Origin of the sequence: Vibrio sp. 10N.222.52.B7 (genome assembly GCF_041474275.1) — a bacterium.
Taxonomy (GTDB): Bacteria; Pseudomonadota; Gammaproteobacteria; order Enterobacterales; family Vibrionaceae; genus Vibrio; species Vibrio crassostreae_C.
In genome coordinates this window covers 61,982-84,196 of record NZ_JBFRTU010000019.1, presented here as the reverse complement: position 1 = coordinate 84,196, position 22,215 = coordinate 61,982, and the positions used below count along the sequence as shown (strand labels likewise).

The window sequence follows — 22,215 nt, the reverse complement described above, 5'->3', positions numbered from 1 at the left end:
GCGTGGACAGCTATTTATCGTTAGCTTGTCCGACAATCGCATACTTCCTCACCATTCCACGTAATTGGTTGTAGGTTAACCCAAGTAATTCTGCGGCTTGTTTCTGGTTATATTTGCTCTGTTTGAGGGCTTGGTTGAGTAGCTTGATGTCTTGTTGTTCTTGCCATGCTTTGTAATCAAGCGGCAAAGAAAACAAGCTCTCTGATGAAGTATGGCTGTTAGACGGCTCATTGCCAGTTTCCGGAGAGGAATCTTGCTCTGTTTTCCATGCGGGTTTAAATGGGTTAAACACCAAATATTCAATAGGATATGGATCTTTTCCGTGCTGATAGATAGCTCGCTCAATGACGTTTTTGAGTTCTCGTACATTCCCTGGCCAAGAATAATCCAAAAGCGATTCAACGGCAGAGGGGGCAAAGCCAACAAACAACTCCAATTCCAATTCACGACACATCTTAATGGCGTAATATTCTGCCAGTAGCATGATGTCTTCTTTTCGCTCACGCAAAGGAGGGATAGTAATGACGTCAAACGCCAGTCTATCTAATAGGTCTGCTCGGAATTCGCCCTTTAATGCCATGTCTGGTAAGTCGGCATTGGTTGCACACACCAGTCTGACATTGGCACTTAGCGCCTTTTGCCCACCGACACGTTCATATTGCCCGTATTCAATAACGCGCAGTAGTTTCTCTTGAACCGCAAGGGGAGTGGTCGCCAGCTCATCCAGAAACAGCGTTCCGCCTTCTGCTCTTTCAAAACGACCTTGATGACGCCCTTTCGAACCCGTAAAGGATCCCGATTCATGACCAAACAGTTCTGAATCAATCAAACCTTCACTTAAGGTTGAGCAGTTCAATGAGATCAAAGGTTGATCCCAACGTCTTGAAAGGTAATGCAGTCTTTGTGCGATCAACTCTTTACCTGTGCCACGTTCGCCAATGATCAGAATGGGTCTTTCTATTGGTGCGAGTTGGGAAACTTTATCTAACACAGAGAGAAAGCTAGGTGATTCACCAATGAGGTTCTGCTGCATAGCGGGTCCTTGTATGAATTAATCGCTGGAGAGGTCATGTAAGAGCCATAGTGGTGAAAAATACCAATACTTGGCTAAATTCATCATAGCATGGTTCGAGTTAATCACCATTTTATTGTAAGTAACTGATAATAAATGGCTTAAAAGTTGGCACGCTACTTGGATTATTTATGGTAGGTTTAACAACAAACGTAAATTTTTGAGCAAGTGGATTGATAAAGTCGCACAACGATTTGAAACGCATTTGCCATCATTGTAATTAAGGAGTTCCTCATGGGTATTTTTTCTCGCTTTGCAGACATTGTAAATTCAAACATCAGTGCACTATTAGATAAGGCTGAAGATCCAGAAAAGATGATTCGTCTTATTATCCAAGAAATGGAAGACACCTTAGTTGAAGTTCGTACCAACTCAGCAAAAGCAATTGCTGACAAGAAAGAGCTAGCGCGTAAAGTAGAAGCTATCGAAACACAGATTCTAGATTGGCAAAATAAAGCGACACTTGCCCTGACCAAACAACGCGAAGATTTGGCGAGAGCGGCGCTAATCGAAAAGCAAAAACTGGAAGACATCATCAAGAGCCTTTACACCGAACAAACCTTGGTTCATGAAACCATCGAAAAATTGACGAGTGAAATTGGTAAACTTGAAACAAAGATCGCAGAAACTCGTGCAAAGCAACAAGCATTAATGATTCGTAACAATGCGGCAAGCAACCGTCGTGATGTTCAAAAACACCTGCACTCAAGCAAAACCAACGAAGCAATGGCGAAGTTTGAGCAATTCTCGCGTAAAGTGGATGAATTAGAAGCTGAAGCGGACGTTTACGCTAAGACTGGCAACGCAAAATCTTTAGACCAAGAGTTTGCCGAGCTACAAGCTCAAGATGAAATCGAAAAAGAGCTAGCGAAACTGAAGCAACAAGTTGAAAACCGCGATAAATAATCTAGGAGTTGTCTATGTCAACATTTCTAATTGCAGGTCCACTGATTGTCTTTTTAATCTTCGTGGCACCGCTATGGTTATTCTTACATTACCGCAGCAAGAAGAAATCCAGCAATGGTCTTTCTGAAACGGATCTTCAACGTCTGCATAAGCTTTCTGCGCAAGCCGAATCCATGCAAGACCGAGTGAAAACGCTAGAAAAAATACTGGATGCGGAGTCGCCTAACTGGAGACGAAACTATGAGTAGAGAACTGTATCGCGACACGATTAACGGCAAATTGTCTGGTGTGTGTGCAGGGTTAGCGAACTATTTTGGCCTTGAAGTGTGGTTGGTTCGCATCTTAGTTATCTCAGCAGCACTGCTTGGTGGTAGTTTTCTGGTGTTATTAGCGTATTTAGCTTTGACATTTATGCTTGAAAAACAACCACCTCAGTATGTCGACCAAATGAAGGCGAAACAAGAGCATACGCTGAAGCAAAAGCCTTGGGAAAAAGGGCAAACTGCAGAGTCGCTATTGAACACTTTAGAGGGTGATTTCCAGAAGTTAGAGACCAGTGTCCGCAACATGGAAGCTTATGTCACCTCAGATACGTTTAAAGTGAATCGTGAATTTAAGAACATGTAGTGGTAAAACCTAAAAAGGATTAGATAACGGTTTAGGAAAATTTATTCCAAGCCGTTATTTTTTTTAATAATTTTCTCTAAATAAATCTTATGCTGACTGGTAAGTTACATGTGATTAATCTATGTTATAAAAATATTTATAGATATGGATGATCACCAATGTATAGAGCCTCCCTTGTCCTATTGACTGCCTTAGCTGGGTTGTCTGGGTGTGGTAAGGAGCTTCCTCCCGTGCCTGAACCTGAGTCCAGACCCGCCAAACTCTTCACTGTCTCCGTCGGTAATAATGCCTTTGAGCGTAATTTCCCTGCTACCACAGAAGCTGGTGACAGAGCGGTACTCGCATTCCGTGTTCCTGGGTTATTGCAGAGCATCGATGTGACCGCTGGGCAGCACGTGTCTAAAGGCGACGAGCTTGCTAAGTTAAATCCCGATGAATATCAACTACTCGAGAAGCAAGCAAAAGCGAATTTTCAGCTAGCCGATGTTCAATATCAACGTGCGATCAAACTTCGTAAAGATCGTGTGGTATCAGAGCAAGATTTCGACCAAGCGAAAGCGAACCACAATTCAGCTCGCGCGGTGCTTAATCAAGCTAACGCGAATCTTCGCTACACCACTTTGGTTGCGCCGTATGACGGAACCATTTCCATCATTCCTGCTGAAAACCATGAATACATTGCGGCTAAACAAGGCGTGATGAATATTCAAACCAATCAAATTCTTAAAGTCGTCTTCTTATTACCCGACCAACTTATTACGCGCTTTTCATCAGGGTTCGAGATGGATGCAACCATGGTTTTTGATGCGTTTCCTGAAAACTCTTACGTTTTAACCTTCCAAGAAGTTGATACTGAAGCGGATCCCAAAACCGGGTCGTACAAAGTCACCATGGTAATGGAAAGACCCACCGATGTTGGTATTTTGCCGGGTATGTCAGGCACAGTTCATTTAGTTTCAGCGTTAGCAGCCGCCACAAAAATTCCCACATCAGCAATGATGACTGATGGCGATGATGTCTCTGTGTGGCGCGTGAATAGCGACGGTATTGTTGAAAATGTCGCAATCATCATCGATGAAAAGCGCCATATTGTTTCAGGGTTGAACGATGGTGATCGCATCGTAACTTCTGGTGTTAATGGTCTTGAACCGGGCGTTAAAGTTCGAGAGTGGATCAAGGAAAGGGGGCTATAACATGAAAACACTTAAAGTGGCCGCTGGACTGTCGTGCTTGGCTTTACTTACGGCTTGTGAAGATAAACAAGTTGTAGAAGTGAATAACACGCCCTTGGTTAAAGCTATCGAGATTTCAGTCATCGACTTTAGCGACAAACTCTATTTCCCTGCGGTTGCAAACGCTGCCGAGAAGGCTCATCTCAGCTTTCGAGTCGCTGGTGAAATCAATAAGCTTGATGTGAAAGAAGGTGAGCGTGTTTCACGAGGAGACATCATTGCAGAGCTTGACCCTACCGATTATCAACTGGATGTCGACAATGCTCAGGCGCGTTACACGGTAATTAACAGTCAATACAGACGTTCAAGTCCGCTAGTGAAGAAAGGTTTATTGGCGAAGTCACAGTTTGATGAAATTGCTGCTCAACGCCAGATCGCTTATGCCGAACTGGAGCTCGCAAAACTGCGCTTGTCGTTCACTAAGCTTCGTGCCCCTGTTGATGGGATCATTTCTCGTGTCAGTGTTGATCAATATGAAAATATTCAGGTAGGCCAGCAGGTCGTGAACATTCACAGTGTCGAAGATGTTGAGGTTGTTATCCAACTGCCTGACCAGATTTACGTGAATCAGCCTAGCGAACAGCTGTTATCGAATGTTGAGGCTGTGGTAAGAGTACCCAGTGGCAATGAATACACGGCGGCTATTAAGGAGTTCACCACTGAACCTGACCCAAGCACGGGCACGTTCACGGTGACGCTTGCTCTACCTATGCCGGAAGATGATTTAATTCTGGATGGTATGGCCGTTGAGGTGACGTCAAATGGGCGAGATATCGGCTTGGAGTTAAAAGCTGGGGTACTTATCCCAATCGAAGCTGTGTTTAATGCGGATGGCGATGATTTAACGCGCCAGAACTCTTATGTATGGGTGCTTAACGACGACAAGACAGTCTCGAAACAACAAGTCGTGTTAGGAAAAGCAAACCAGGAAACATTGCAGGTAGTGAAAGGATTGGAAATGGGGCAGCATGTCGTTGTTGCAGGCGTATCGCGATTGCGAGATGGGATGACAGTGGAAGTATTGTCTCAGGAGACGAACAATGAGTGAAGTAAATAACAAGCCCCAAAATGACGATCAACAGGGTGATGATCAGATCACAGGTGTTGCTTCTTACTTTATACGTAACAAAGTCATTAGCTGGATGCTATCTCTGATCTTTCTTATTGGTGGTGTTTCAGCATTCTTCGGTTTGGGGCGTTTAGAAGATCCTGCCTTTACCATCAAAGATGCAATGGTCGTGACTTCATACCCGGGGGCAACGCCTCAGCAGGTGGAAGAAGAAGTTACCTACCCACTAGAGAAAGCGATTCAACAGCTTACCTATGTCGACGAAGTGAACTCTATTTCAAGCCGTGGCCTGTCTCAGGTAACGGTAACGATGAAGAACAACTACGGCCCAGACGATCTTCCGCAAATTTGGGATGAACTTCGCCGAAAAGTGAATGATCTTAAGGTTGAACTGCCACCTGGGGTCAATGATCCTCAAGTCATTGATGACTTCGGTGACGTTTACGGGATCTTGCTTGCGGTGACGGGTGATGGTTATAGCTACAAAGAGCTGCTGGATTACATTGATTATCTAAGGCGAGAGCTGGAGTTGGTTGATGGGGTCAGTAAGGTCTCTGTTTCTGGTCAACAACAAGAGCAAGTATTCATTGAGATATCGATGAAGCGGATAAGCTCTCTGGGTCTGTCTCCAAGCACGGTATTTAACCTTTTATCGACTCAAAATATTGTATCAAGTGCAGGAGCAGTAAGGATTGGTGATGAATATATTCGAATCCATCCAACGGGTGAGTTCCAGAACGTTGAACAGCTTGGAGATTTGATTCTTACGGAAGGTGGCGCTCAAGGGCTTATCTATCTAAAAGATGTGGCGAATGTAACTCGTGGTTACGTTGAGGTACCGAGTAACATCATTGGTTATAACGGCGAACTCGCGCTTAACCTGGGTGTCTCTTTTGCGCAAGGCGTGAACGTGGTCGCAGTGGGTGAAGACTTTGATCGAAGACTCGCCGAGCTTAAATATCAACAACCCGTCGGTATCGACATCTCCGAGGTTTATAACCAACCTAAAGAGGTGAACAAGTCGGTAAGCGGATTTGTGGTGAGTTTAGGGCAGGCGGTTGCGATCGTAATCGTGGTGTTACTGTTCTTCATGGGAGTACGATCGGGTCTGTTGATTGGTTTGATACTGCTATTGACCGTATTCGGCACCTTTATTTTCATGCAGTACTTCAAAATCGACCTTCAACGTATTTCACTGGGCGCGTTGGTTATTGCCTTGGGGATGCTGGTGGATAATGCCATTGTGGTGGTGGAGGGGATATTGATCGGCACGCAGAAGGGGCGAACCCGGATGCAGGCCGCCACTGATATCGTGACCCAAACCAAATGGCCACTGCTTGGCGCAACGGTGATTGCGGTCACCGCGTTTGCTCCAATTGGTTTGTCTGAAGATTCAACGGGCGAATACTGTGGCACTTTGTTCACGGTGCTATTGATTTCATTGATGCTGAGTTGGTTTACTGCCATCTCGATCACGCCGTTTTTTGCCGATATCTTCTTCAGAGGACAGAAGGTTGATCCCGATAACGAAGGCAAAGATCCATACAACGGGATGGTTTTTGTTATCTATAAAAACTTCCTTGAGTTCTGTATGAAACGCGCGTGGCTAACCATGATCGTTCTGGTGATTGGTTTAGGTGCGAGTGTGTACGGTTTTGGCTTTGTGAAACAAGCATTCTTCCCATCTTCAACTACTCCGATGTTCCAAGTGGATGTTTGGATGCCAGAAGGTACGGATATTCGAGCAACTAATACCAAGTTGAGAGTGCTTGAGAGTTGGTTGTCGGAACAAAGTGAAGTTGAACATATCACGACCACGGCCGGTAAAGGTCTGCAGCGTTTCATGTTGACCTACTCACCCGAGAAGAGTTATAGCGCGTATGGCGAAATCACGGTTCGTGTGACAGATTATCAGGTACTTGAAGGGCTGATGCGTCGCTTCCGTGAACACGTTGACAGTCAGTTCCCTGAAATTGATTACAAACTTAAGCAAATTGAATTAGGCCCTAGTGGCGGTGCGAAAATTGAGGCTCGAATCGTCGGTTCAGACCCAACCGTGCTACGTTCAATCGCAGCTCAAGTTATGGACATCATGCGTGCTGATGACGGAGCATTTAACGTTCGTCATGATTGGCGTGAAAGAACTAAGGTATTAGAGCCTCAGTTCAATGAAAGCCAAGCGCGTCGTTATGGTATTACCAAGTCTGACGTTGATGATTTCCTAGCGATGTCTTTCTCTGGTAAGTCGATTGGTGTGTATCGTGATGGTACTACGTTGATGCCTATTGTGGCTCGTTTACCTGAAGATGAGCGAGTTGATATTCGCAACATCGAAGGTATGAAGATTTGGAGCCCGGCATTAAGCGAATATATTCCGTTGCAGCAAGTGACGCTTGGCTACGAATTGGAATGGGAAGATCCACTTATCATCCGTAAGAACCGTAAGCGTATGCTGACGGTAATGGCCGACAACGACCTATTGGGTGAAGAAACGGCTTCGACGTTACAGAAACGCTTACAGCCACAAATTGAAGCGATTGAGATGCCACCGGGTTATTCGTTGGAGTGGGGTGGTGAATATGAGTCATCTGCTGATGCACAAGCGTCTCTGTTTACCACTATGCCGATGGGTTACCTGTTCATGTTCTTGATTACCGTGTTCTTGTTCAACTCGGTCAAAGAACCGCTAATTGTTTGGCTAACGGTTCCATTAGCGCTAATCGGGGTAACGACAGGCTTATTAGCCTTGAATACACCATTTGGCTTCATGGCATTGCTAGGCTTCTTGAGTTTATCCGGGATGCTACTTAAGAACGGTATCGTACTGCTTGACCAAATTGAGATTGAGATGAAGTCCGGTAAAGATCCATATGTAGCGGTTGTTGATGCGGCACTGAGTCGTGTTCGTCCGGTATGTATGGCTGCGATCACCACCATTCTTGGTATGATCCCTCTACTACCGGACATCTTCTTTAAACCAATGGCAGTAACCATCATGTTTGGTTTAGGCTTTGCGACTGTACTCACGCTAATCGTAGTACCTGTGCTGTATCGTTTATTCCATAAAATTGAAGTGGCTTAACGTCAACTAACCTTTGAAATAATGCCCCTAATTGGGGCATTATTTTTATGTACGATTACTAAAAGAGACTATCGAAATGGAAGCGAATACAGTGGATAGAACGTGTGCATGGGCGCTTAAACATGAGCTTGAAAGGGAGTACCACGACGCAGAGTGGGGAGTGCCTGTTTATGATGACCAAGTTCTGTTTGAGTTCATTACTTTAGAAGGCGCTCAGGCGGGTCTTAGCTGGATTACGATCCTTAAAAAGCGTGAAGGCTATCGTGCTGCATTTGATAATTACGATTTAAACAAGCTAGCTGAGTTGAATGAAGACAACGTGCCTCATATCATTGAAAACTTCGATGTGGTTAAGCATAAGGGCAAGATCGCCTCTGTATACGGTAATGCTCGAGCAACACTTGAACTCCAGAAAGAGTTTGGCTCTTTATCAAATGCTTTGTGGCAATTTGTCGATAACAAGGTGATAGAAAACAACTGGACTGAGATGTCTCAAGTTCCCGCTTCTACCGAGCAATCTAAAGCAATGAGTAAGTTTTTGAAAAAAAGAGGCTTTAAGTTTGTAGGGGAAACAATCTGTTACGCGTTTATGCAAGCGACAGGTATGGTTAATGATCATTTAGTCGGTTGCCCACACAAATAAAGTGTTATTTATTTCAGCGGAACAATCACTTAGAAATTGAAAAATTCATAGCCATTTTTTCATCGCTCTGAGATCTTTAAGTGGATGTGCTTTAAGGTTCAATATTGGCTTTGAAAGCTTCTGGACTATGAGCGGTTTGTATTATGAGCTGAAGTATCTGAATATGAGTATTTTGAGTTATGCTTTAAACAGAAAAAGGCAGGAATATCCTGCCTTTTTTGCATATTAGACCTATCGTCTCAGATTAAATCAGAGCGCTATAACGTTCTAATCCCGCCTCTAGATCAGCAATCAGGTCATCAACATCTTCTAACCCAATATGAACACGTATCAAGGTACCTTCGAAATTAGGATTGGCAACAGTTCTCAAGCTGTCAAAACTGCTTGGTTCGTTAGCTAGAATCAAACTTTCAAATCCACCCCAAGAGTAACCCATACTAAAATGTGTCATTCCATCAAGTAACGCTGTCGTCGCTTTGATATTAGAGTTGTTTAGTACAAAAGAGAACAAGCCATTACCGCCAGTAAAATCTCGTTTGAAGAATTCATGGCCTGGGCAAGACTCAAGAGCAGGGTGACGAACGTGGTTAACTTCAGGACGAGTCTCTAACCATTTTGCGACCTTCAAGCTGCTTTCTGCGTGTTGGCGTAGACGCACATCAAGAGTACGAATGCCGCGAAGCCCTAAATAAGCATCATCAGGTGAGACACATTGCCCCATCAAGTAACTTTGCTCTCTTAGTTGATCCCAGCATTTCTCATTGGCGACTGCCGTACCTAGCATCACATCAGAGTGACCCACGATGTATTTGGTCGCTGCTTGAATCGAGATATCAACACCAAAATCAAACGGTGAGAAGTTCACGCCAGCCGCCCAAGTATTGTCTAGCATAACGATGATGTCATGTTCATGAGCGATACGCGCTAGTGTTGGAATATCCTGCACTTCCATGGTGACAGAGCCTGGAGACTCAGTAAACAGCACCTTAGTGTTTGGCTTGATAAGGTCTTGGATACCTTCACCAATCGTTGGCTCGTAGTAAGTTGTCTCTACCCCCATCTTTTTCATGATGGTGTCACAGAAATCACGAGTAGGTTCGTAGCAGGTGTCAACCATTAAAATATGATCACCTGTTTCTACAAAAGAGAGAATGGCATTCGAAATTGCTGCTGTACCACACGGGTACAGTGCACAACCCGCGCCGCCTTCTACTTCAACCATCGCATCTTGGAAGGCAAAATGAGTGTTGGTTCCACGACGTCCGTAAAAAAGGGTCTTGTTAGCGCGGTTAATCGTAGCTTTACGCTTCTCTTCTACTGAGTTAAATACGACAGTTGAAGCGCGTTGTACTGGTGGGTTAACAACACCATTGGTCCACTTCTTATCACGACCGGCAGTGATAAGTTTAGTGGTTTTGTTCTCGGACATGCTGTGAATTCCTTATCAATCGGTTATGTCCTATTTAAAACATGCCAAGAGTGTTCAAAGCAAGAGCGGAGCGGGGATTTTTTGCGCTTTTCTTACGATTTTTAACCTTTCACTCAGTTAACAGTGAAAGGTTAAAAATGATCGATGGGGAAACAACGAGCCATAATCGACTCATTGCTGGAATTATAGGAGTGGGTTGAACAAGTAGAACAGCCTCTCAAAGAAGCGATTACTAAGGTTTCTTTGCTCCCACTGTTCTAACTCTACAGAGTGGGATGAAGAGATATAAGATTTCTGCAGCTCAGACAGTTTTTGCGTGAAATGCACATCATCCACAGCCAGAGTCACTTCAAAGTTGAGCCACAAACTGCGCATGTCGATATTGACGGTTCCGATCAAGCAAAACTCTTCATCGATCACTACCGATTTGGTATGAAGAAGGCCACCGTAAAATTCATAGATCTTCACGCCAGCTTCAAGCAACTCGGTATAAAACGCACGAGAAGCCCATTTAACCATTAGTGAATCGTTATTGTGTGGAATGATCAGTTCTACAGTTACGCCGCGTTGAGCTGTCATCTTAAGTGTTTCGAGTAAGTCAGCACTTGGCACAAAATAAGGTGTAGTAATACGTACAGAATGATTCGCTTGATTGATGGCGATGGTCAGTACTTGTAAGATCAAATATTCCGGCATGCCAGGGCCAGACGGCACTACTTGAACCGGATGATGTGTCATGATTTCTTCAACTGGGCATTCAGGTATATCAGGGAGAATGCGTTCACCAGTCTCAACTTCCCAATCCCAGCCATGAATAGCGGATAACACATTAACGGTTGGCCCAGTCACTCTGACCATTACATCAATCCACTGACCAACGCCGGAACTTTGTTTGAAGTGAGCAGGATCGACCATGTTCATTGAACCCGTATAGGCGATAGTCTCGTCAATCACAATGATTTTGCGGTGTTGTCTTAAATCTAGGCGACGTAAAAAAATACGCCATGGGCTCACTTCTAGTGCTTGTACGACTTGAACGCCTGCGTCCTTCATCATTGACTGCCAGTGGCTTTTGAAAAAGCGAGGGCTACCGGCTGAATCGAGCAAAACTTTAACATCTACGCCACGTTTTGCAGCGCGAATCAGCGCAGAGGCAACCGAATCGGTCAGGCCACCTGGATGCCAAATATAGAAAACCATCTTGATACTGGTTTGTGCATTTTCTATATCTTCGATAATTGCGTGTAGGATCTCGTTTGGTGAAGATTGCAGCGATAGAGTGTTTCCACTGAGTGCAGGGATGCCCATTCGATTGTTACAAAGCTCGTCAATCTTATGGATAGGGGAGCCGACTTTCCCTGGTTGGTGAAGTTGGCAATCATTCAATTGACGGAACCAGTCGCCGAAAGGGGTAAACATACGATGAGCGCGTTCAGCCCTTTTTCTGCCTAGGTTTAGCTCACCAAAAAGGAAGTAACAAGCTACACCAACAATCGGGATAATGTAGATAACCATTAGCCAAGCAAGAGAAACGCTGACAGAGCGTCGTTTTAGTACAACACGAAACGTCACACCGGCTACGAGAACCCAGTACAAAACAACAGAGGCCAAAGTTAAAAAATGATAAAGCTTATCCACATTGAATACTCGAAAAAAGAGACACTTAGATAGTAATGCTATTTAACGGATATGGGAATTTAAGGAATCAACTATTTACAAAATAGAGCAAAAGATGTAAATAGGTTAAAGTTGTTAATTTTTGGTCAACTTAAGAAGAAAACGATTGTTTTGTATGAAAAGTCGGCATTTAACCATAAAAATTTACATCTTTAACGAAATTTGTACGGTATGCTCTTCCAATTTTATTCTTAAACTGGTTTACTTGCTAGACAACGAGCGTCAATCAAATCTTTTAGGTGTGTAAATTTATTTATACACCTTCCTTTTAAAGACGCCACCCAAAGCAAAACACAACATCACATAACACAAAAGTTTGGAGTACACGTGGCTACTAGTAATACAACCACAACACCCCGCGATACCTGGGGTTCGAAGTTAGGATTCGTAATGGCTGCAGCAGGTTCTGCTGTTGGCTTAGGTAACATTTGGAAATTCCCATACACAGCAGGCGAAAGTGGCGGTGGTGCATTCGTTGCCATTTACCTGTTTTTTGTAATTTTTATTGGTTTCAGTGTCATGCTGACTGAATTTGCGATTGGCCGTCATACGCAAAAATCAGCAGTAGGTGCATTTAAAACAACTGACCGTCGTTGGACGTTCGCTGGCGTTATCGGCGTATTCAGTGGTCTACTTATCATGGGTTTCTACCCAGTAGTAGGCGGTTGGTCAATCGCATACATCGGTAAAATTGCAGGTGGTCTTCTAGACGCACCAGAAGCAATTGGTGATAGCTTTGGTGGCTTTATCTCAAACCCAGTTCAACCACTAATGTGGATGGGCTTATACCTACTACTTAACGTTGTTATCGTTATGAAAGGTATCTCTGGTGGTATTGAGAAAGCAGGTAAGATTCTGATGCCGCTTCTTTTCATTATCCTTATTGTAGTATCAATCAAAGGCATTATGCTTCCGGGCGCGATGGCTGGTCTTGAGTTCCTATTCAGTCCTGACTTCTCTAAAGTAGACAGCAATGTAATCCTAGCCGCTCTAGGTCAAGCATTCTTCTCTCTAAGTCTTGGTATGGGTTGTATGATGACATACGGTTCTTACCTTAAGAAGAAAGAGAACCTAGTTCAGACAACAGCAATGGTAACCGCAATGGATACTGGTGTTGCTATTCTAGCTGGTGTTGCAATGTTCCCTGCAATGTTCGCGTTCGGTATGGAACCTGCAGCGGGCCCTGGTTTAGTATTCGTTGTTGTTCCTCAGCTATTCGCTGAAATGGGCGGCGTAATCGGTCTTCTATTTGCTCTTATGTTCTTCGTTGGTTTGAGTGTTGCGGCACTAACATCTTCAGTATCTCTACTTGAAGTTGTGGTTTCTTACCTAATCGATGAGAAAGGCATGAAGCGTGTAACAGCGGTACTGTCTGCAAGTGTTGTAATGGCGATTCTATGTATCTTCGCTTCTCTATCACTTGGCGGCTTCGGTCCAACACTGTTTGATACTGGCGCGTTCGACATTTTCGACCTACTAACGGATAAGATTTTCCTAGCGGTTGGCGGTATGTTGGTATGTATCTTCGCTGGTTGGAGACTAAACCGTGCAGACCTAGAGAAAGAAATCACTAACGACGGTGAAGTCTCTTTCCCACTATTTGGTCTATGGTACACACTAGTTAAGTACATCATCCCTGTAGCTATCGCAATCGTTGCGTTCATGGGTATCTCTTCTGGCTTCGATAGCGGTAAAGGTGCAATCATGCTACTAGGTATTGGTATCATTGCTGGTTTTGCGCTGATTTCTAAGAAGTTCTAATCGCAAGATAAAGTAATTTGATAAACGGGAGCTCATTAGCTCCCGTTTTTTTATGTCTGGAACTTAATTATCTAAGAAAAATAACCATTAAAGGTATCCGTCTGATAGCCGATATAAATGGAACGAATAGCTGTTAGAGCTATATTTTGATTTAGGTAGGTGTTGTTTGAAATTGTCAGTGAGAAAGAAACTGTATGCCGGTTTTGGCTCTATATTGGCGGTGCTTGTCACGTTAGTCGGTATTGTATGGATGGAAGTTATTGGCGCTCATAAGAGCGCCGATGAGATTAGATTAGATGATGTACCGGGTACCGTTACCTACCTTGTTTTGATCGATGAAGCTGGAGATGTCTATCGAGATGCTCTGGGTGCAATCACTCTGGTCGATAATGCACTCAATGATTATCGAACCAACAAGAACGAATTTGCTCAAGCTATCGAGCAGGCTAAGCGTTTGGAGAGTAGAGGTTCGGAAGACCACCGCCGTATTCAGCGAATTGAAGACCTGATGGGGCGTTTCACTCAAGAGTTTGAATCAAAGCTTGTGCCGAAGATCAATGATGAAGCTGCGCTACTAGCCAATATTCAACAGCTACGATCTTTGTATGAGAGCAATCTTATCCCTATTGAGAACTTACTGGATCAAGCGTCAGCAAGTGAGCGCGCAGATACAGAACAGTCACTACTGACACTAACCGACACGTTTACTACCATCGAGCGCACCATCATGGTGTTGTCTGCTATTGCGATTGTCTTTGGTTGTGTGATTGCGTATCTATTGTCTAGCTCTATTACCAATCGTCTTACTCGTGTAGAACAAGTAGCACGACGTGTAGCAAATGGTGACCTAACGGCAGGCGACATTATTGATGATTCTGGTGATGAATTGGCTGAACTGGCTAAGTCGATTAACCAGATGCAGAAGTCGTTAGTGGACTTATTAGGTTCTATCTCTTCTGTGACCCATGAAGTTCAATCTGTTACGGGCGAACTATCTTCTATTAGTCAAGACATCGTAACGGGCGCTTCTGCTCAAGCTGATAAGGCCAACTTAATTGCAACGGCTGCTGAAGAGTTAAGCTTGACCATTTCAGAAGTGGCGCAGCAGGGCACGTCTACTTATGAAGAAGCACGTCGCTCAGAAACCTCTGCAGAAGATGGCCGCAACGTGATTGTTGAGATGGTGGCGAGTATTCAACAAGTGTCGACTCAAATGAGCGATATGTCGTTGCAAATGAATACTCTAGGTTCTCACGGTGAGCAGATTGGTAGCGTTATCAAGGTAATCGAAGACATTGCTGAGCAAACTAACCTGTTAGCTCTTAACGCTGCGATTGAGGCTGCGCGTGCAGGCGAGTTTGGTCGTGGTTTTGCTGTGGTAGCCGATGAAGTGCGAGCGCTAGCAGAAAGAACAACCAAAGCGACACGAGAAGTCTCGGGCATCATTCAATCGATTCAATCGGGCACTCAAGAAGCGGTGACTTACACTCAAGATAACTGTCGTTTAGTTGAGATTGGTGTTGAGCAAAGCTCAGGTGCGGTTTCGGCTCTAGAAGCGATTGTGAGCGGTGCGGGCAATGTACAAAGCATGGTTAACTCTATTGCGACTGCGGCAGAAGAACAGACGGCTGTGACCAAAGAAATTGCAGCGGACATTACCGCGATTAGCGATATCTCTGAGCAATCTCTGCAGCTAGCAACTCGTAGCTCCGAAAATACATCAGGCTTGAACGCTAAGGTTGCTGAGCTAGAAGCATTAGTTGGTAAGTTTAAACTGGGGTAAAGCGGTAGCTTGGTTCTATTTACCTATTGGTAATCGAGTAAAGACCACGCACTGATCGCTAGTTGCTGAAAAGAAGCCCAACGATTCAATATTTATTGAGTGAGTTGGGCTTTTTCGTAGCTGGAATCTGGGTTCAGACGAGGTATACTCCACGTTCTACAATGGAGCTAGCCTTTACATGTTCGATATTCTTCTGAACCACTCTGATTTTTTACTTATCAATAAGCATCCTGGAGTCAGCGTCCACAAAGACGATGGCGATACCATGTTGCTTCAAGAAGTTGCTAAGGCAATTAATGAGCCTAAGCTGTATCTCGTTCATCGACTAGATAAAATGACTTCGGGCATTCTGCTGCTGGCAAAAAATGCGTCGGCGGCGAGCGAGCTTTCACAGCTATTTGCAAAGCGTGAAGTAGAAAAATACTACCTTGCGATTGGCTCTAAGAAGCCAAAGAAAAAGCAAGGTTTGATCTCAGGAGACATGGAGCGTTCACGACGCTCAAGTTGGAAACTTCTGACATCCAAAGAGAACCCGGCGATTACTCAGTTTTTATCAGCAACGGCTGAACCCGGTGAGCGTCTGCTGTTATGCAAACCCTATACAGGGCGAACTCACCAGATCCGTGTCGCGATGAAGTCGATCGGCTCAGCCATTGTTGGTGACCCTATTTATAATCCATCGAGTGAGGCTGACAGAGGTTATCTACATGCCTTCGCGATTCGATTTGCCTATCAATCACAAGCCTACGAATATGTCTGCGACCCAAGGAGCTTAAACTCTTTGGGTGAGAAGTGGCATCAGGAAACCGTGTCGAACGGTTTGGACAGTTGGCTTGAACCTTGGTCATTAACTTGGCCAAAGCTAAACACTAAGTGAGTGAAATAATGGAAGCATCAGCTTTACCTCTGTTTTTTAGTCATATTGAACAGCAACTTAATGAAGTACCAAACGAACTACGCCGTATTTTCCACGGGCGCGGTAAGTTTTGGCCTGGTCTAGAGCAACTGACATGTGACTGGGTTGATGGACAGCTACTGGTTAACGTGTTTAAAGAAGTCAACGATGAATTCTTGTCATCTCTTAAAGCTGGATTGGTTGAACTCACCAACAAAGATATCTGGCAATCAAAGCAGGGCACAAGCATTGTTCTGCAACACCGTTATGCCGATGGTGCGCCTTCAGAGGTTCTATGGGGTGAGTTGAATGACTCTCCGGTTGTGGTTGAGCATGGCCTTAAGTACCAATTAGACATTGGCCGTAATCAGAACTTCGGTTTGTTCCTAGACATGCGTAATGGTCGTCAGTGGGTACAAGATAATGCCAAGGATAAGAACGTTCTTAACCTGTTTGCATACACTTGTGGTTTCTCTGTCGCGGCTATCGCTGGTGGCGCTCGTCAATGCATGAACGTGGACATGTCACGTGGCTCGCTAAACAAAGGTCGCGATAACCACCGTCTGAATGAACACGATATGCGCTCGGTTAACTTCCTTGGCTACGATATCTTTAAGTCGTGGGGGAAAATCAAGAAGGGCGGTCCTTACGAGCTCGTTATCATCGATCCACCTTCGTTCCAAAAAGGCAGCTTTGCTCTAACCAAAGATTACAAAAAAATCTTACGTCGTTTGCCTGAACTTCTAACTGAAGGCGGTGAAGTGATTGCGTGTGTGAACTCACCAGCAGTATCACCAAACTTCCTGATTGAGACGATGGCAGAAGAAGCACCAAGCGTTGAGTTCATTGAGCGTCTGGACAACCCGCCTGAGTTTGTCGATGTCGACCTTGATTCAAGCCTAAAGGTATTGAGGTTTAAAATCACGGCTTCAGCTGAAGCTTGATGTCATGATTTAGCGGGCATTATCCATACTAATATAGAAAACGCCGCTCACAATGAGCGGCGTTTTTATAGGTGCAAGAAACTAACTCATTTATTAACTAGCTTGGTTTTTTAGTGTCTGAAAACCAAAATAAATACGCATGAACGTGGTTAGCCAACAAGCTGCACCAAAGGTGTAAGCGATAACTGCAAAGTGTTGAGGCCAAATACAAAACGCGATGAAACAAGCGATGGTTTCAGTGCCTTCGGTTAGCCCTGACATGTAGTACAGAGACTTATGCTTATAGACTGGGTTTTCAATGCCTCGCTTGCCTGCCATAACCGCAAACGCTAAAAAGCTGCTGCCTGTGCCGATAAAAGAGAAAATCAAAAATGCACCGGCAATGGCGTTGTGTTCTGGGTTGGCAATGACAAATCCAAAAGGGATCAGCGAGTAGAATAGGAAATCTAGGCTGATATCGAGGAAACCGCCCGCATCACTAATGCCTTGGATTCGAGCCAAGGCTCCATCAAGCCCATCACATACTCTATTAAACACAATGAAGCCTAACGCCCACTCATATTGTTGAAATGCCAACGCTGGAAACGCTAAACACCCAATCAGAAATCCGAATAACGTGGTTTGATTGGCCGTGATACCCAATTGGTTTAGTAACTTAGCAGACTGATTTAATGGCCACTTAATGACCTTAATGGAGTACTTATCCAGCATGGTTACTTCTCCATGGCCAAGACAGTACTTCTGCCCCTTGAGGTACATCGGCTTCGTCGTGCGTGACCATTAATGTAGGGATATTCGCTTTGGTCAGCTGTTCGAAGACCCAATCGCGAAATTGTGCTCTGAGCTCTTGGTCTAACTTACTGAACGGTTCGTCAAGCAGGGCGAGTTTAGGCTTGGCTAACAACATACGAGTCAAGCTTATTCTTGCGCGTTGACCGCCGGATATTTGATCCGGGAAAGATTCAGCTAAGTGAGTTAGCTCTATGTCTTTTAGTGCAGCCATTGCTTGTTTTTGGCGAGCGGAACCTTTAACAGAGTTCGGTAACGAAAAGGCCAAGTTTTCCCATACTTTGAGGTGCGGAAACAACAAGTCATCTTGAAACAAAATACCGACTTCACGCTGATGTGATGGAAGCTCGTCGAGCTGAATATTGTTCAACACAACGGTGCCAGAGTACGAAAACTCTTCACTTAAGTGACCAGCAATCGCATCCAGTAAGGTCGACTTTCCGCAGCCACTCGGCCCCATCAAAGCCAGTATTTGGCCAGATTCTAATGTGACGTTTAGCGCTGAGAACAGCGAATCTCCATCGGTTTTACGGATGGCGAGGTCGTTGAGGTACAGACTCATTACTTAGGAAACCTTTAAAAGTAAGACGGCGATATCTGAGTTGAAGTCGGCTGACTAATATCGCTAAAGAGAAAAAGAACAGAGGCAATAGGGCCTGCCAAATGGCATAGATTGCTGTCACCCTGCGGTCGAAACCACTGGTAAGTGCAACGGCTTCTGTGGTGATCGTGCTAATACGGCCCGCGCCGAGCATTAATGTTGGAAGGTATTGGGCCAAACTCACGCTGATCCCGACCGCCCAAGCAAAGGCAATCGCAGGAAGCAAGATTGGTAGTTTGATCGAATACCAACTCTGAAATGGCGATTTACCTAGGCTCAGCGAGGCTTTAATCAACCCATCATTGAAGCTTTTCCACGGGCCATCCAAAGACAGATACACGAACGGGAAAGCAAAGAAAACATGCGCCCAAATCACCCAGAACTCATAGGCACTACTGCCGATGTAGAGGGTCGTGACTTGCATACCAAACAACACTGAAAGCTGTGGTATTAGCATTGGAATAGCGATAATGAAGCCCGGAACTTGCCACTTGTATTTGATTCTGTATTCGTGAGCCACCAGCGCAAGCAACAAAGCGACTGAAGCGGCAATCAGACCAATCCATAAGCTTTGACCCACAGTACTCATGATGGCATCCCACTCGAACTCCCAGAAGCGCATGCTGTAGCGGCTCGGCAGTAAATCAGGGAAGCGCCAACGCTGAGCAACGCTCCAAATTACCATTAAAGGAATGATCAGCAGTGAAAGGCTAGCAAGGACAGTGAATACCGTTTTCCCCGGAAGGTTTGCCCCTGTTCTTCCGGAATACTGCCAAGTTCGAAAGTACTTAAGAACCGCCCATTCAACTAAACGCGCCAAGGCGATGATCAACGAAGCTAAACCAAACAAAACGATGGCACCAGCAGCAGCTCGCGGAAGTAGGTTAAGATCCGGATCGTTGAACCATTGCCATACCAAAACGGCAAAGGTCGGCGGGTTGGTTGGGCCTATGATCAAAGCAATATCGACAACCGAGACACTGTAAGCGAGTACCGCCAGCATTGGGAAACGAAGCTTGGTAAACCATTGTGGGAAAATACATTTCCACCAGATCTGAGCGCGGCTGTAACCGAGCGATGCACTGACCTTGGTGATACGCTCTACATCAATTTGCTGAAGTATCGAAATGCTCATCAGCAATAAGAAGGGGACTTCTTTGAGTGCGAGCATAATAATTAAGCCGAACGCGTATGGGTCTTTCACCAATAACGCCAATTCAGAGCTGGTAGCCGATTCGCCGAGCAAGTGATGTACCGCTCTTGCGCCAAGCCCCGTTGGACTAAACAGAAAAGCAAAGCCGATAGCGAAAGCTACATGTGGAATGGCAAGCATTGGCGATAGCGTAAACTCAATCTTTCTCCAAAACTTGTTTCCCCAAGAGGCTTGAAGAATACAAAAGGTCAGGAAGCAGGCTATATAGCTGCTTGCAATTGCTGAACCTAGGCTTAAGCCAATAGAGTGCCAAGCCCCTTCCCATTGAAAGACTTGGCTAAAACCGTTGAGTGTCGGCTCCTCTAAACCAAGGGGCGGGATGAAACTCAGTGACGAAGCCACGACTCCCGCTACCCCAGGAATGGTCGGGATAATGCATACAGCTATAACAACAAAATATAGAGCGCGTAGCATGAAGACTAGTTACCGTATCGCTTAAGCCACTCTTTCTCGAGCGCGTTTTGCCAGCTAGGGTGTGGTTCATCAACCGATTTAAATTGCTGGGTGTTTTTAGCGCTGCCAGTCAGGTATTTGCTGCTCAGAACCGAAGGATCGCCCCAAACATTGAGGTCACCCTTGCGAGACTGTGCTTCCGGGCTCAATAAGAAGTTAATGGTCACTTGAGCACCTGCGGTTGCATTGGCATTCCAAGGAATCGCCAGGAAGTGAATGTTAGATAGAGCGCCGCTTTCTAGAGCATAAGCCTTAGTGGTTTCGGCTAAGCGACCACTGGCTTGTGCTGAATAAACAGAGTTTGGATTAAACGTAATCGCGAGATCGATCTGTCCGTCATCCAGAAGTTGGATGCTTTCCGATGTGCCTGCTGGGAATTGTTTGCCACCGCGCCAAGCCACTTTATGGAATTTATCTAAGTAAGCCCACAGTGGTGCCGTCACTTCTTGGAAGTTGTCTTCTGAAACCGGCTGAGCCAGTGCAGGGTTATTGTTTGTTAGTTCAATCAATAGAGACTTAATGAAGCTCGTGCCATGAAATTCTGGTGGGCGAGGGTAGCTTAAGCGATTTGGGAAAGCTTGAGCGTAGCTCAACATCTCTGAAAACGATTGTGGCGGGTTGTGTAGTGTCTCTTGATCGTGAATGAACACAAGTTGTCCCACGCCCCACGGTGCTTCCAAGCCTTCTGTCGGCTCTGAGAAATCAACATCAATCGGCAGAGACTTATCGACATACTGCCAATTTGGAAGTGACTCTGTAAATGGCCCAAACAATAGCGCGTTGTCTTTCATCGAGCGGAAGTTCTCGCCATTAATCCAGACGATATCGACGCTGCCTTCACTGTTCTTTCCTGCTGCTTTTTCAGCAAGCAGTCGAGTGGTGGTTTCCGCAATATCGGTCACTTTCACATGCTTTAACGTGACACCGTAGTCACTTTGTAATTTCTTGCCTGCCCACTGTAGGTAACGATTGATCTCTTGGCTTCCGCCCCAAGCGTGAAAGTAGACAGTTTCTCCCTCTGCCTGCTGTTCTATTTGGTTCCAGCTGTCGGTGGATGTTGCTTCATCAGCATAAATGGTTGCGCTGTATGCAACGGTTGCCATGATTCCTAACGTACTTACTATCTTGTTCATAAACTTTTCCATTTGGTAGTGAACGGGCAAGAGCATTGTATTTTCGAACTCCCTAGTGCGTATTGACCCTTCGTGGTTAACGAAAGATCAACATGCCCTAATAGTTATTCTATCTGTTTCTGAAATAAATTCTAATTCAACAGTAAATTCAATCAATTACTTGAGAATAAGCAGGGAGTTCGCGGTCGAGTTTTGTTCGATACGTAATCATCTCGAAAACTCGACAGACTCTAGGCTTTTGCCATCCTAGCAACAGACCGCTGAACCGTTGAATTTATTGCATCTAAATGAGAGATTTTTGAGGTTTATTGGAGGCTGGTACGAAAAGTCGGCGATGAGCGTCAATTTTGAAGAAGTAGTGAGGGCAAGCTGACAATAAAAAAGGAGCCATCAGGCTCCTTTAATCAGTATTTGGTTTCGATGACGGATTAGTTTACCCAGTCACGAATTGTGTACGTTAGCGTGTGTACATCGTTTTTCAGTACTAGCGTATCGTTTGTTAGCGTTACGTCGCTCCACTCGCTTAGAGTAGCAGAAACCGATTGTTCGATTTCCATCGCAGAGCCGTGACACATTTTCATTGTCATGCCCATTTGCTTGATACGGAATTGACCGTCTTTCAGCTCGCCTTGACCGAAGAAGTTGTTACAACCAGCCATGCCGTTTGCAGTCATCTTTTCGCCGATCTCTAGACGAGGAGCTGCTTGGTCTTCGCTTTTCACAATGTCCTTGCCATCAATTTGCGCAAGTTCCCAATTATGGTGCTGTAGATCGGTTGGTGTTACTTGCATCGCGTTGTCACCTGTTGTTGTGCATGCTGCTAGCATCATAGGTAAAGCGGCTACTGCTAGTAATTTTTTTGAACTAAACTTCATATTATAAGGCTCCAAAGGAAAGAACGAAGTT

Annotated in this window: 19 protein-coding genes; 11 read left to right on the top strand and 8 right to left on the bottom strand. The window is 44.9% G+C overall.

All coding sequences use genetic code 11. The features are described 5' to 3' along the window. Nucleotides 1-10: 10 nt before the first annotated feature. Nucleotides 11-1,033, bottom strand: coding sequence for a phage shock protein operon transcriptional activator (gene pspF, locus AB4512_RS07590; protein ID WP_017060309.1), 1,023 nt, complete (start codon nt 1,031-1,033; stop codon nt 11-13). Between the two features lie 273 nt (nt 1,034-1,306). Here pspF and pspA point away from each other — a divergent pair, with 273 nt between their 5' ends. The 7 genes from pspA to AB4512_RS07555 all read left to right on the top strand — a co-directional run bounded on the left by pspA (nt 1,307) and on the right by AB4512_RS07555 (nt 8,631). Next, on the top strand, nt 1,307-1,978 hold the full coding sequence (gene pspA, locus AB4512_RS07585; protein WP_372174704.1) for a phage shock protein PspA: 672 nt from the start codon (nt 1,307-1,309) through the stop codon (nt 1,976-1,978). 14 nt (nt 1,979-1,992) lie between these two features. Continuing rightward, nucleotides 1,993-2,226: an envelope stress response membrane protein PspB gene (gene pspB / locus AB4512_RS07580; protein WP_004734605.1), complete on the top strand. Its 234-nt coding sequence runs from the start codon at nt 1,993-1,995 to the stop codon at nt 2,224-2,226. Further along, entirely contained in the window at nt 2,219-2,605 is a 387-nt protein-coding gene (gene pspC, locus AB4512_RS07575; RefSeq protein ID WP_017065334.1) for an envelope stress response membrane protein PspC, read from the top strand. The genes pspB and pspC overlap by 8 nt, the downstream gene beginning before the upstream one ends. Before the next feature lie 158 nt (nt 2,606-2,763). Then, nucleotides 2,764-3,798: an efflux RND transporter periplasmic adaptor subunit gene (locus AB4512_RS07570; RefSeq protein ID WP_108223631.1), complete on the top strand. Its 1,035-nt coding sequence runs from the start codon at nt 2,764-2,766 to the stop codon at nt 3,796-3,798. Nucleotide 3,799: 1 nt separating this feature from the next. Then, the gene (locus AB4512_RS07565) at nt 3,800-4,885 is read left to right on the top strand and encodes an efflux RND transporter periplasmic adaptor subunit (RefSeq protein WP_108208854.1); all 1,086 of its coding nucleotides are present in this window, start codon (nt 3,800-3,802) and stop codon (nt 4,883-4,885) included. Continuing rightward, nucleotides 4,878-7,988: an efflux RND transporter permease subunit gene (locus AB4512_RS07560; RefSeq protein ID WP_108208853.1), complete on the top strand. Its 3,111-nt coding sequence runs from the start codon at nt 4,878-4,880 to the stop codon at nt 7,986-7,988. The genes AB4512_RS07565 and AB4512_RS07560 overlap by 8 nt, the downstream gene beginning before the upstream one ends. 76 nt (nt 7,989-8,064) lie before the next feature. Next, a complete protein-coding gene (locus tag AB4512_RS07555; protein WP_372131665.1) occupies nt 8,065-8,631 on the top strand; it encodes a DNA-3-methyladenine glycosylase I in 567 nt (188 codons plus the stop codon). 244 nt (nt 8,632-8,875) lie between these two features. Here AB4512_RS07555 and AB4512_RS07550 read toward each other — a convergent pair whose 3' ends face one another. Both AB4512_RS07550 and cls read right to left on the bottom strand, forming a co-directional pair. Continuing rightward, nucleotides 8,876-10,060, bottom strand: a complete 1,185-nt coding sequence (locus tag AB4512_RS07550; protein WP_017065338.1) for a cystathionine beta-lyase — start codon at nt 10,058-10,060, stop codon at nt 8,876-8,878. 183 nt (nt 10,061-10,243) lie between these two features. After that, the gene (gene cls, locus AB4512_RS07545; RefSeq protein ID WP_372131667.1) at nt 10,244-11,698 is read right to left on the bottom strand and encodes a cardiolipin synthase; all 1,455 of its coding nucleotides are present in this window, start codon (nt 11,696-11,698) and stop codon (nt 10,244-10,246) included. Nucleotides 11,699-12,064: 366 nt separating this feature from the next. Here cls and AB4512_RS07540 point away from each other — a divergent pair, with 366 nt between their 5' ends. From AB4512_RS07540 to AB4512_RS07525, 4 genes are all read left to right on the top strand, one after another. After that, nucleotides 12,065-13,498 (top strand): sodium-dependent transporter, encoded by a 1,434-nt coding sequence (locus AB4512_RS07540; RefSeq protein ID WP_050543975.1) that lies wholly within the window; start codon nt 12,065-12,067, stop codon nt 13,496-13,498. 166 nt (nt 13,499-13,664) lie between these two features. Beyond that, nucleotides 13,665-15,281 (top strand): methyl-accepting chemotaxis protein, encoded by a 1,617-nt coding sequence (locus tag AB4512_RS07535; protein WP_372131669.1) that lies wholly within the window; start codon nt 13,665-13,667, stop codon nt 15,279-15,281. Between the two features lie 178 nt (nt 15,282-15,459). Beyond that, complete coding sequence (locus tag AB4512_RS07530; protein WP_017060318.1) at nt 15,460-16,158, top strand: TIGR01621 family pseudouridine synthase; 699 nt, start codon at nt 15,460-15,462, stop codon at nt 16,156-16,158. Nucleotides 16,159-16,166: 8 nt separating this feature from the next. Beyond that, the gene (locus tag AB4512_RS07525) at nt 16,167-17,120 is read left to right on the top strand and encodes a class I SAM-dependent methyltransferase (protein ID WP_372058812.1); all 954 of its coding nucleotides are present in this window, start codon (nt 16,167-16,169) and stop codon (nt 17,118-17,120) included. A 93-nt stretch (nt 17,121-17,213) separates the two neighbouring features. Here AB4512_RS07525 and AB4512_RS07520 read toward each other — a convergent pair whose 3' ends face one another. From AB4512_RS07520 to AB4512_RS07500, 5 genes are all read right to left on the bottom strand, one after another. Beyond that, nucleotides 17,214-17,831: a CDP-alcohol phosphatidyltransferase family protein gene (locus tag AB4512_RS07520; RefSeq protein WP_017060320.1), complete on the bottom strand. Its 618-nt coding sequence runs from the start codon at nt 17,829-17,831 to the stop codon at nt 17,214-17,216. Then, nucleotides 17,821-18,471 (bottom strand): ATP-binding cassette domain-containing protein, encoded by a 651-nt coding sequence (locus AB4512_RS07515; RefSeq protein ID WP_017065359.1) that lies wholly within the window; start codon nt 18,469-18,471, stop codon nt 17,821-17,823. The genes AB4512_RS07520 and AB4512_RS07515 overlap by 11 nt, the downstream gene beginning before the upstream one ends. Next, entirely contained in the window at nt 18,437-20,137 is a 1,701-nt protein-coding gene (locus AB4512_RS07510; protein WP_017060322.1) for an ABC transporter permease, read from the bottom strand. Before AB4512_RS07510 ends, AB4512_RS07515 begins: the two co-directional genes overlap by 35 nt. Before the next feature lie 5 nt (nt 20,138-20,142). Beyond that, nucleotides 20,143-21,309: an ABC transporter substrate-binding protein gene (locus AB4512_RS07505; RefSeq protein ID WP_017060323.1), complete on the bottom strand. Its 1,167-nt coding sequence runs from the start codon at nt 21,307-21,309 to the stop codon at nt 20,143-20,145. Nucleotides 21,310-21,737: 428 nt separating this feature from the next. After that, nucleotides 21,738-22,184 (bottom strand): META domain-containing protein, encoded by a 447-nt coding sequence (locus tag AB4512_RS07500; protein WP_004734625.1) that lies wholly within the window; start codon nt 22,182-22,184, stop codon nt 21,738-21,740. Between the last annotated feature and the right edge of the window lie 31 nt (nt 22,185-22,215).

Bases quoted from the DNA above. Each gene is read 5' to 3' on its own strand.
- pspF (WP_017060309.1), bottom strand. From the start codon at position 1,033: ATGCAGCAGAACCTCATTGGTGAATCACCTAGCTTTCTCTCTGTGTTA.
- pspA (WP_372174704.1), top strand. From the start codon at position 1,307: ATGGGTATTTTTTCTCGCTTTGCAGACATTGTAAATTCAAACATCAGT.
- pspB (WP_004734605.1), top strand. From the start codon at position 1,993: ATGTCAACATTTCTAATTGCAGGTCCACTGATTGTCTTTTTAATCTTC.
- pspC (WP_017065334.1), top strand. From the start codon at position 2,219: ATGAGTAGAGAACTGTATCGCGACACGATTAACGGCAAATTGTCTGGT.
- AB4512_RS07570 (WP_108223631.1), top strand. From the start codon at position 2,764: ATGTATAGAGCCTCCCTTGTCCTATTGACTGCCTTAGCTGGGTTGTCT.
- AB4512_RS07565 (WP_108208854.1), top strand. From the start codon at position 3,800: ATGAAAACACTTAAAGTGGCCGCTGGACTGTCGTGCTTGGCTTTACTT.
- AB4512_RS07560 (WP_108208853.1), top strand. From the start codon at position 4,878: ATGAGTGAAGTAAATAACAAGCCCCAAAATGACGATCAACAGGGTGAT.
- AB4512_RS07555 (WP_372131665.1), top strand. From the start codon at position 8,065: ATGGAAGCGAATACAGTGGATAGAACGTGTGCATGGGCGCTTAAACAT.
- AB4512_RS07550 (WP_017065338.1), bottom strand. From the start codon at position 10,060: ATGTCCGAGAACAAAACCACTAAACTTATCACTGCCGGTCGTGATAAG.
- AB4512_RS07530 (WP_017060318.1), top strand. From the start codon at position 15,460: ATGTTCGATATTCTTCTGAACCACTCTGATTTTTTACTTATCAATAAG.
- AB4512_RS07525 (WP_372058812.1), top strand. From the start codon at position 16,167: ATGGAAGCATCAGCTTTACCTCTGTTTTTTAGTCATATTGAACAGCAA.
- AB4512_RS07520 (WP_017060320.1), bottom strand. From the start codon at position 17,831: ATGCTGGATAAGTACTCCATTAAGGTCATTAAGTGGCCATTAAATCAG.
- AB4512_RS07515 (WP_017065359.1), bottom strand. From the start codon at position 18,471: ATGAGTCTGTACCTCAACGACCTCGCCATCCGTAAAACCGATGGAGAT.
- AB4512_RS07510 (WP_017060322.1), bottom strand. From the start codon at position 20,137: ATGCTACGCGCTCTATATTTTGTTGTTATAGCTGTATGCATTATCCCG.
- AB4512_RS07505 (WP_017060323.1), bottom strand. From the start codon at position 21,309: ATGAACAAGATAGTAAGTACGTTAGGAATCATGGCAACCGTTGCATAC.
- AB4512_RS07500 (WP_004734625.1), bottom strand. From the start codon at position 22,184: ATGAAGTTTAGTTCAAAAAAATTACTAGCAGTAGCCGCTTTACCTATG.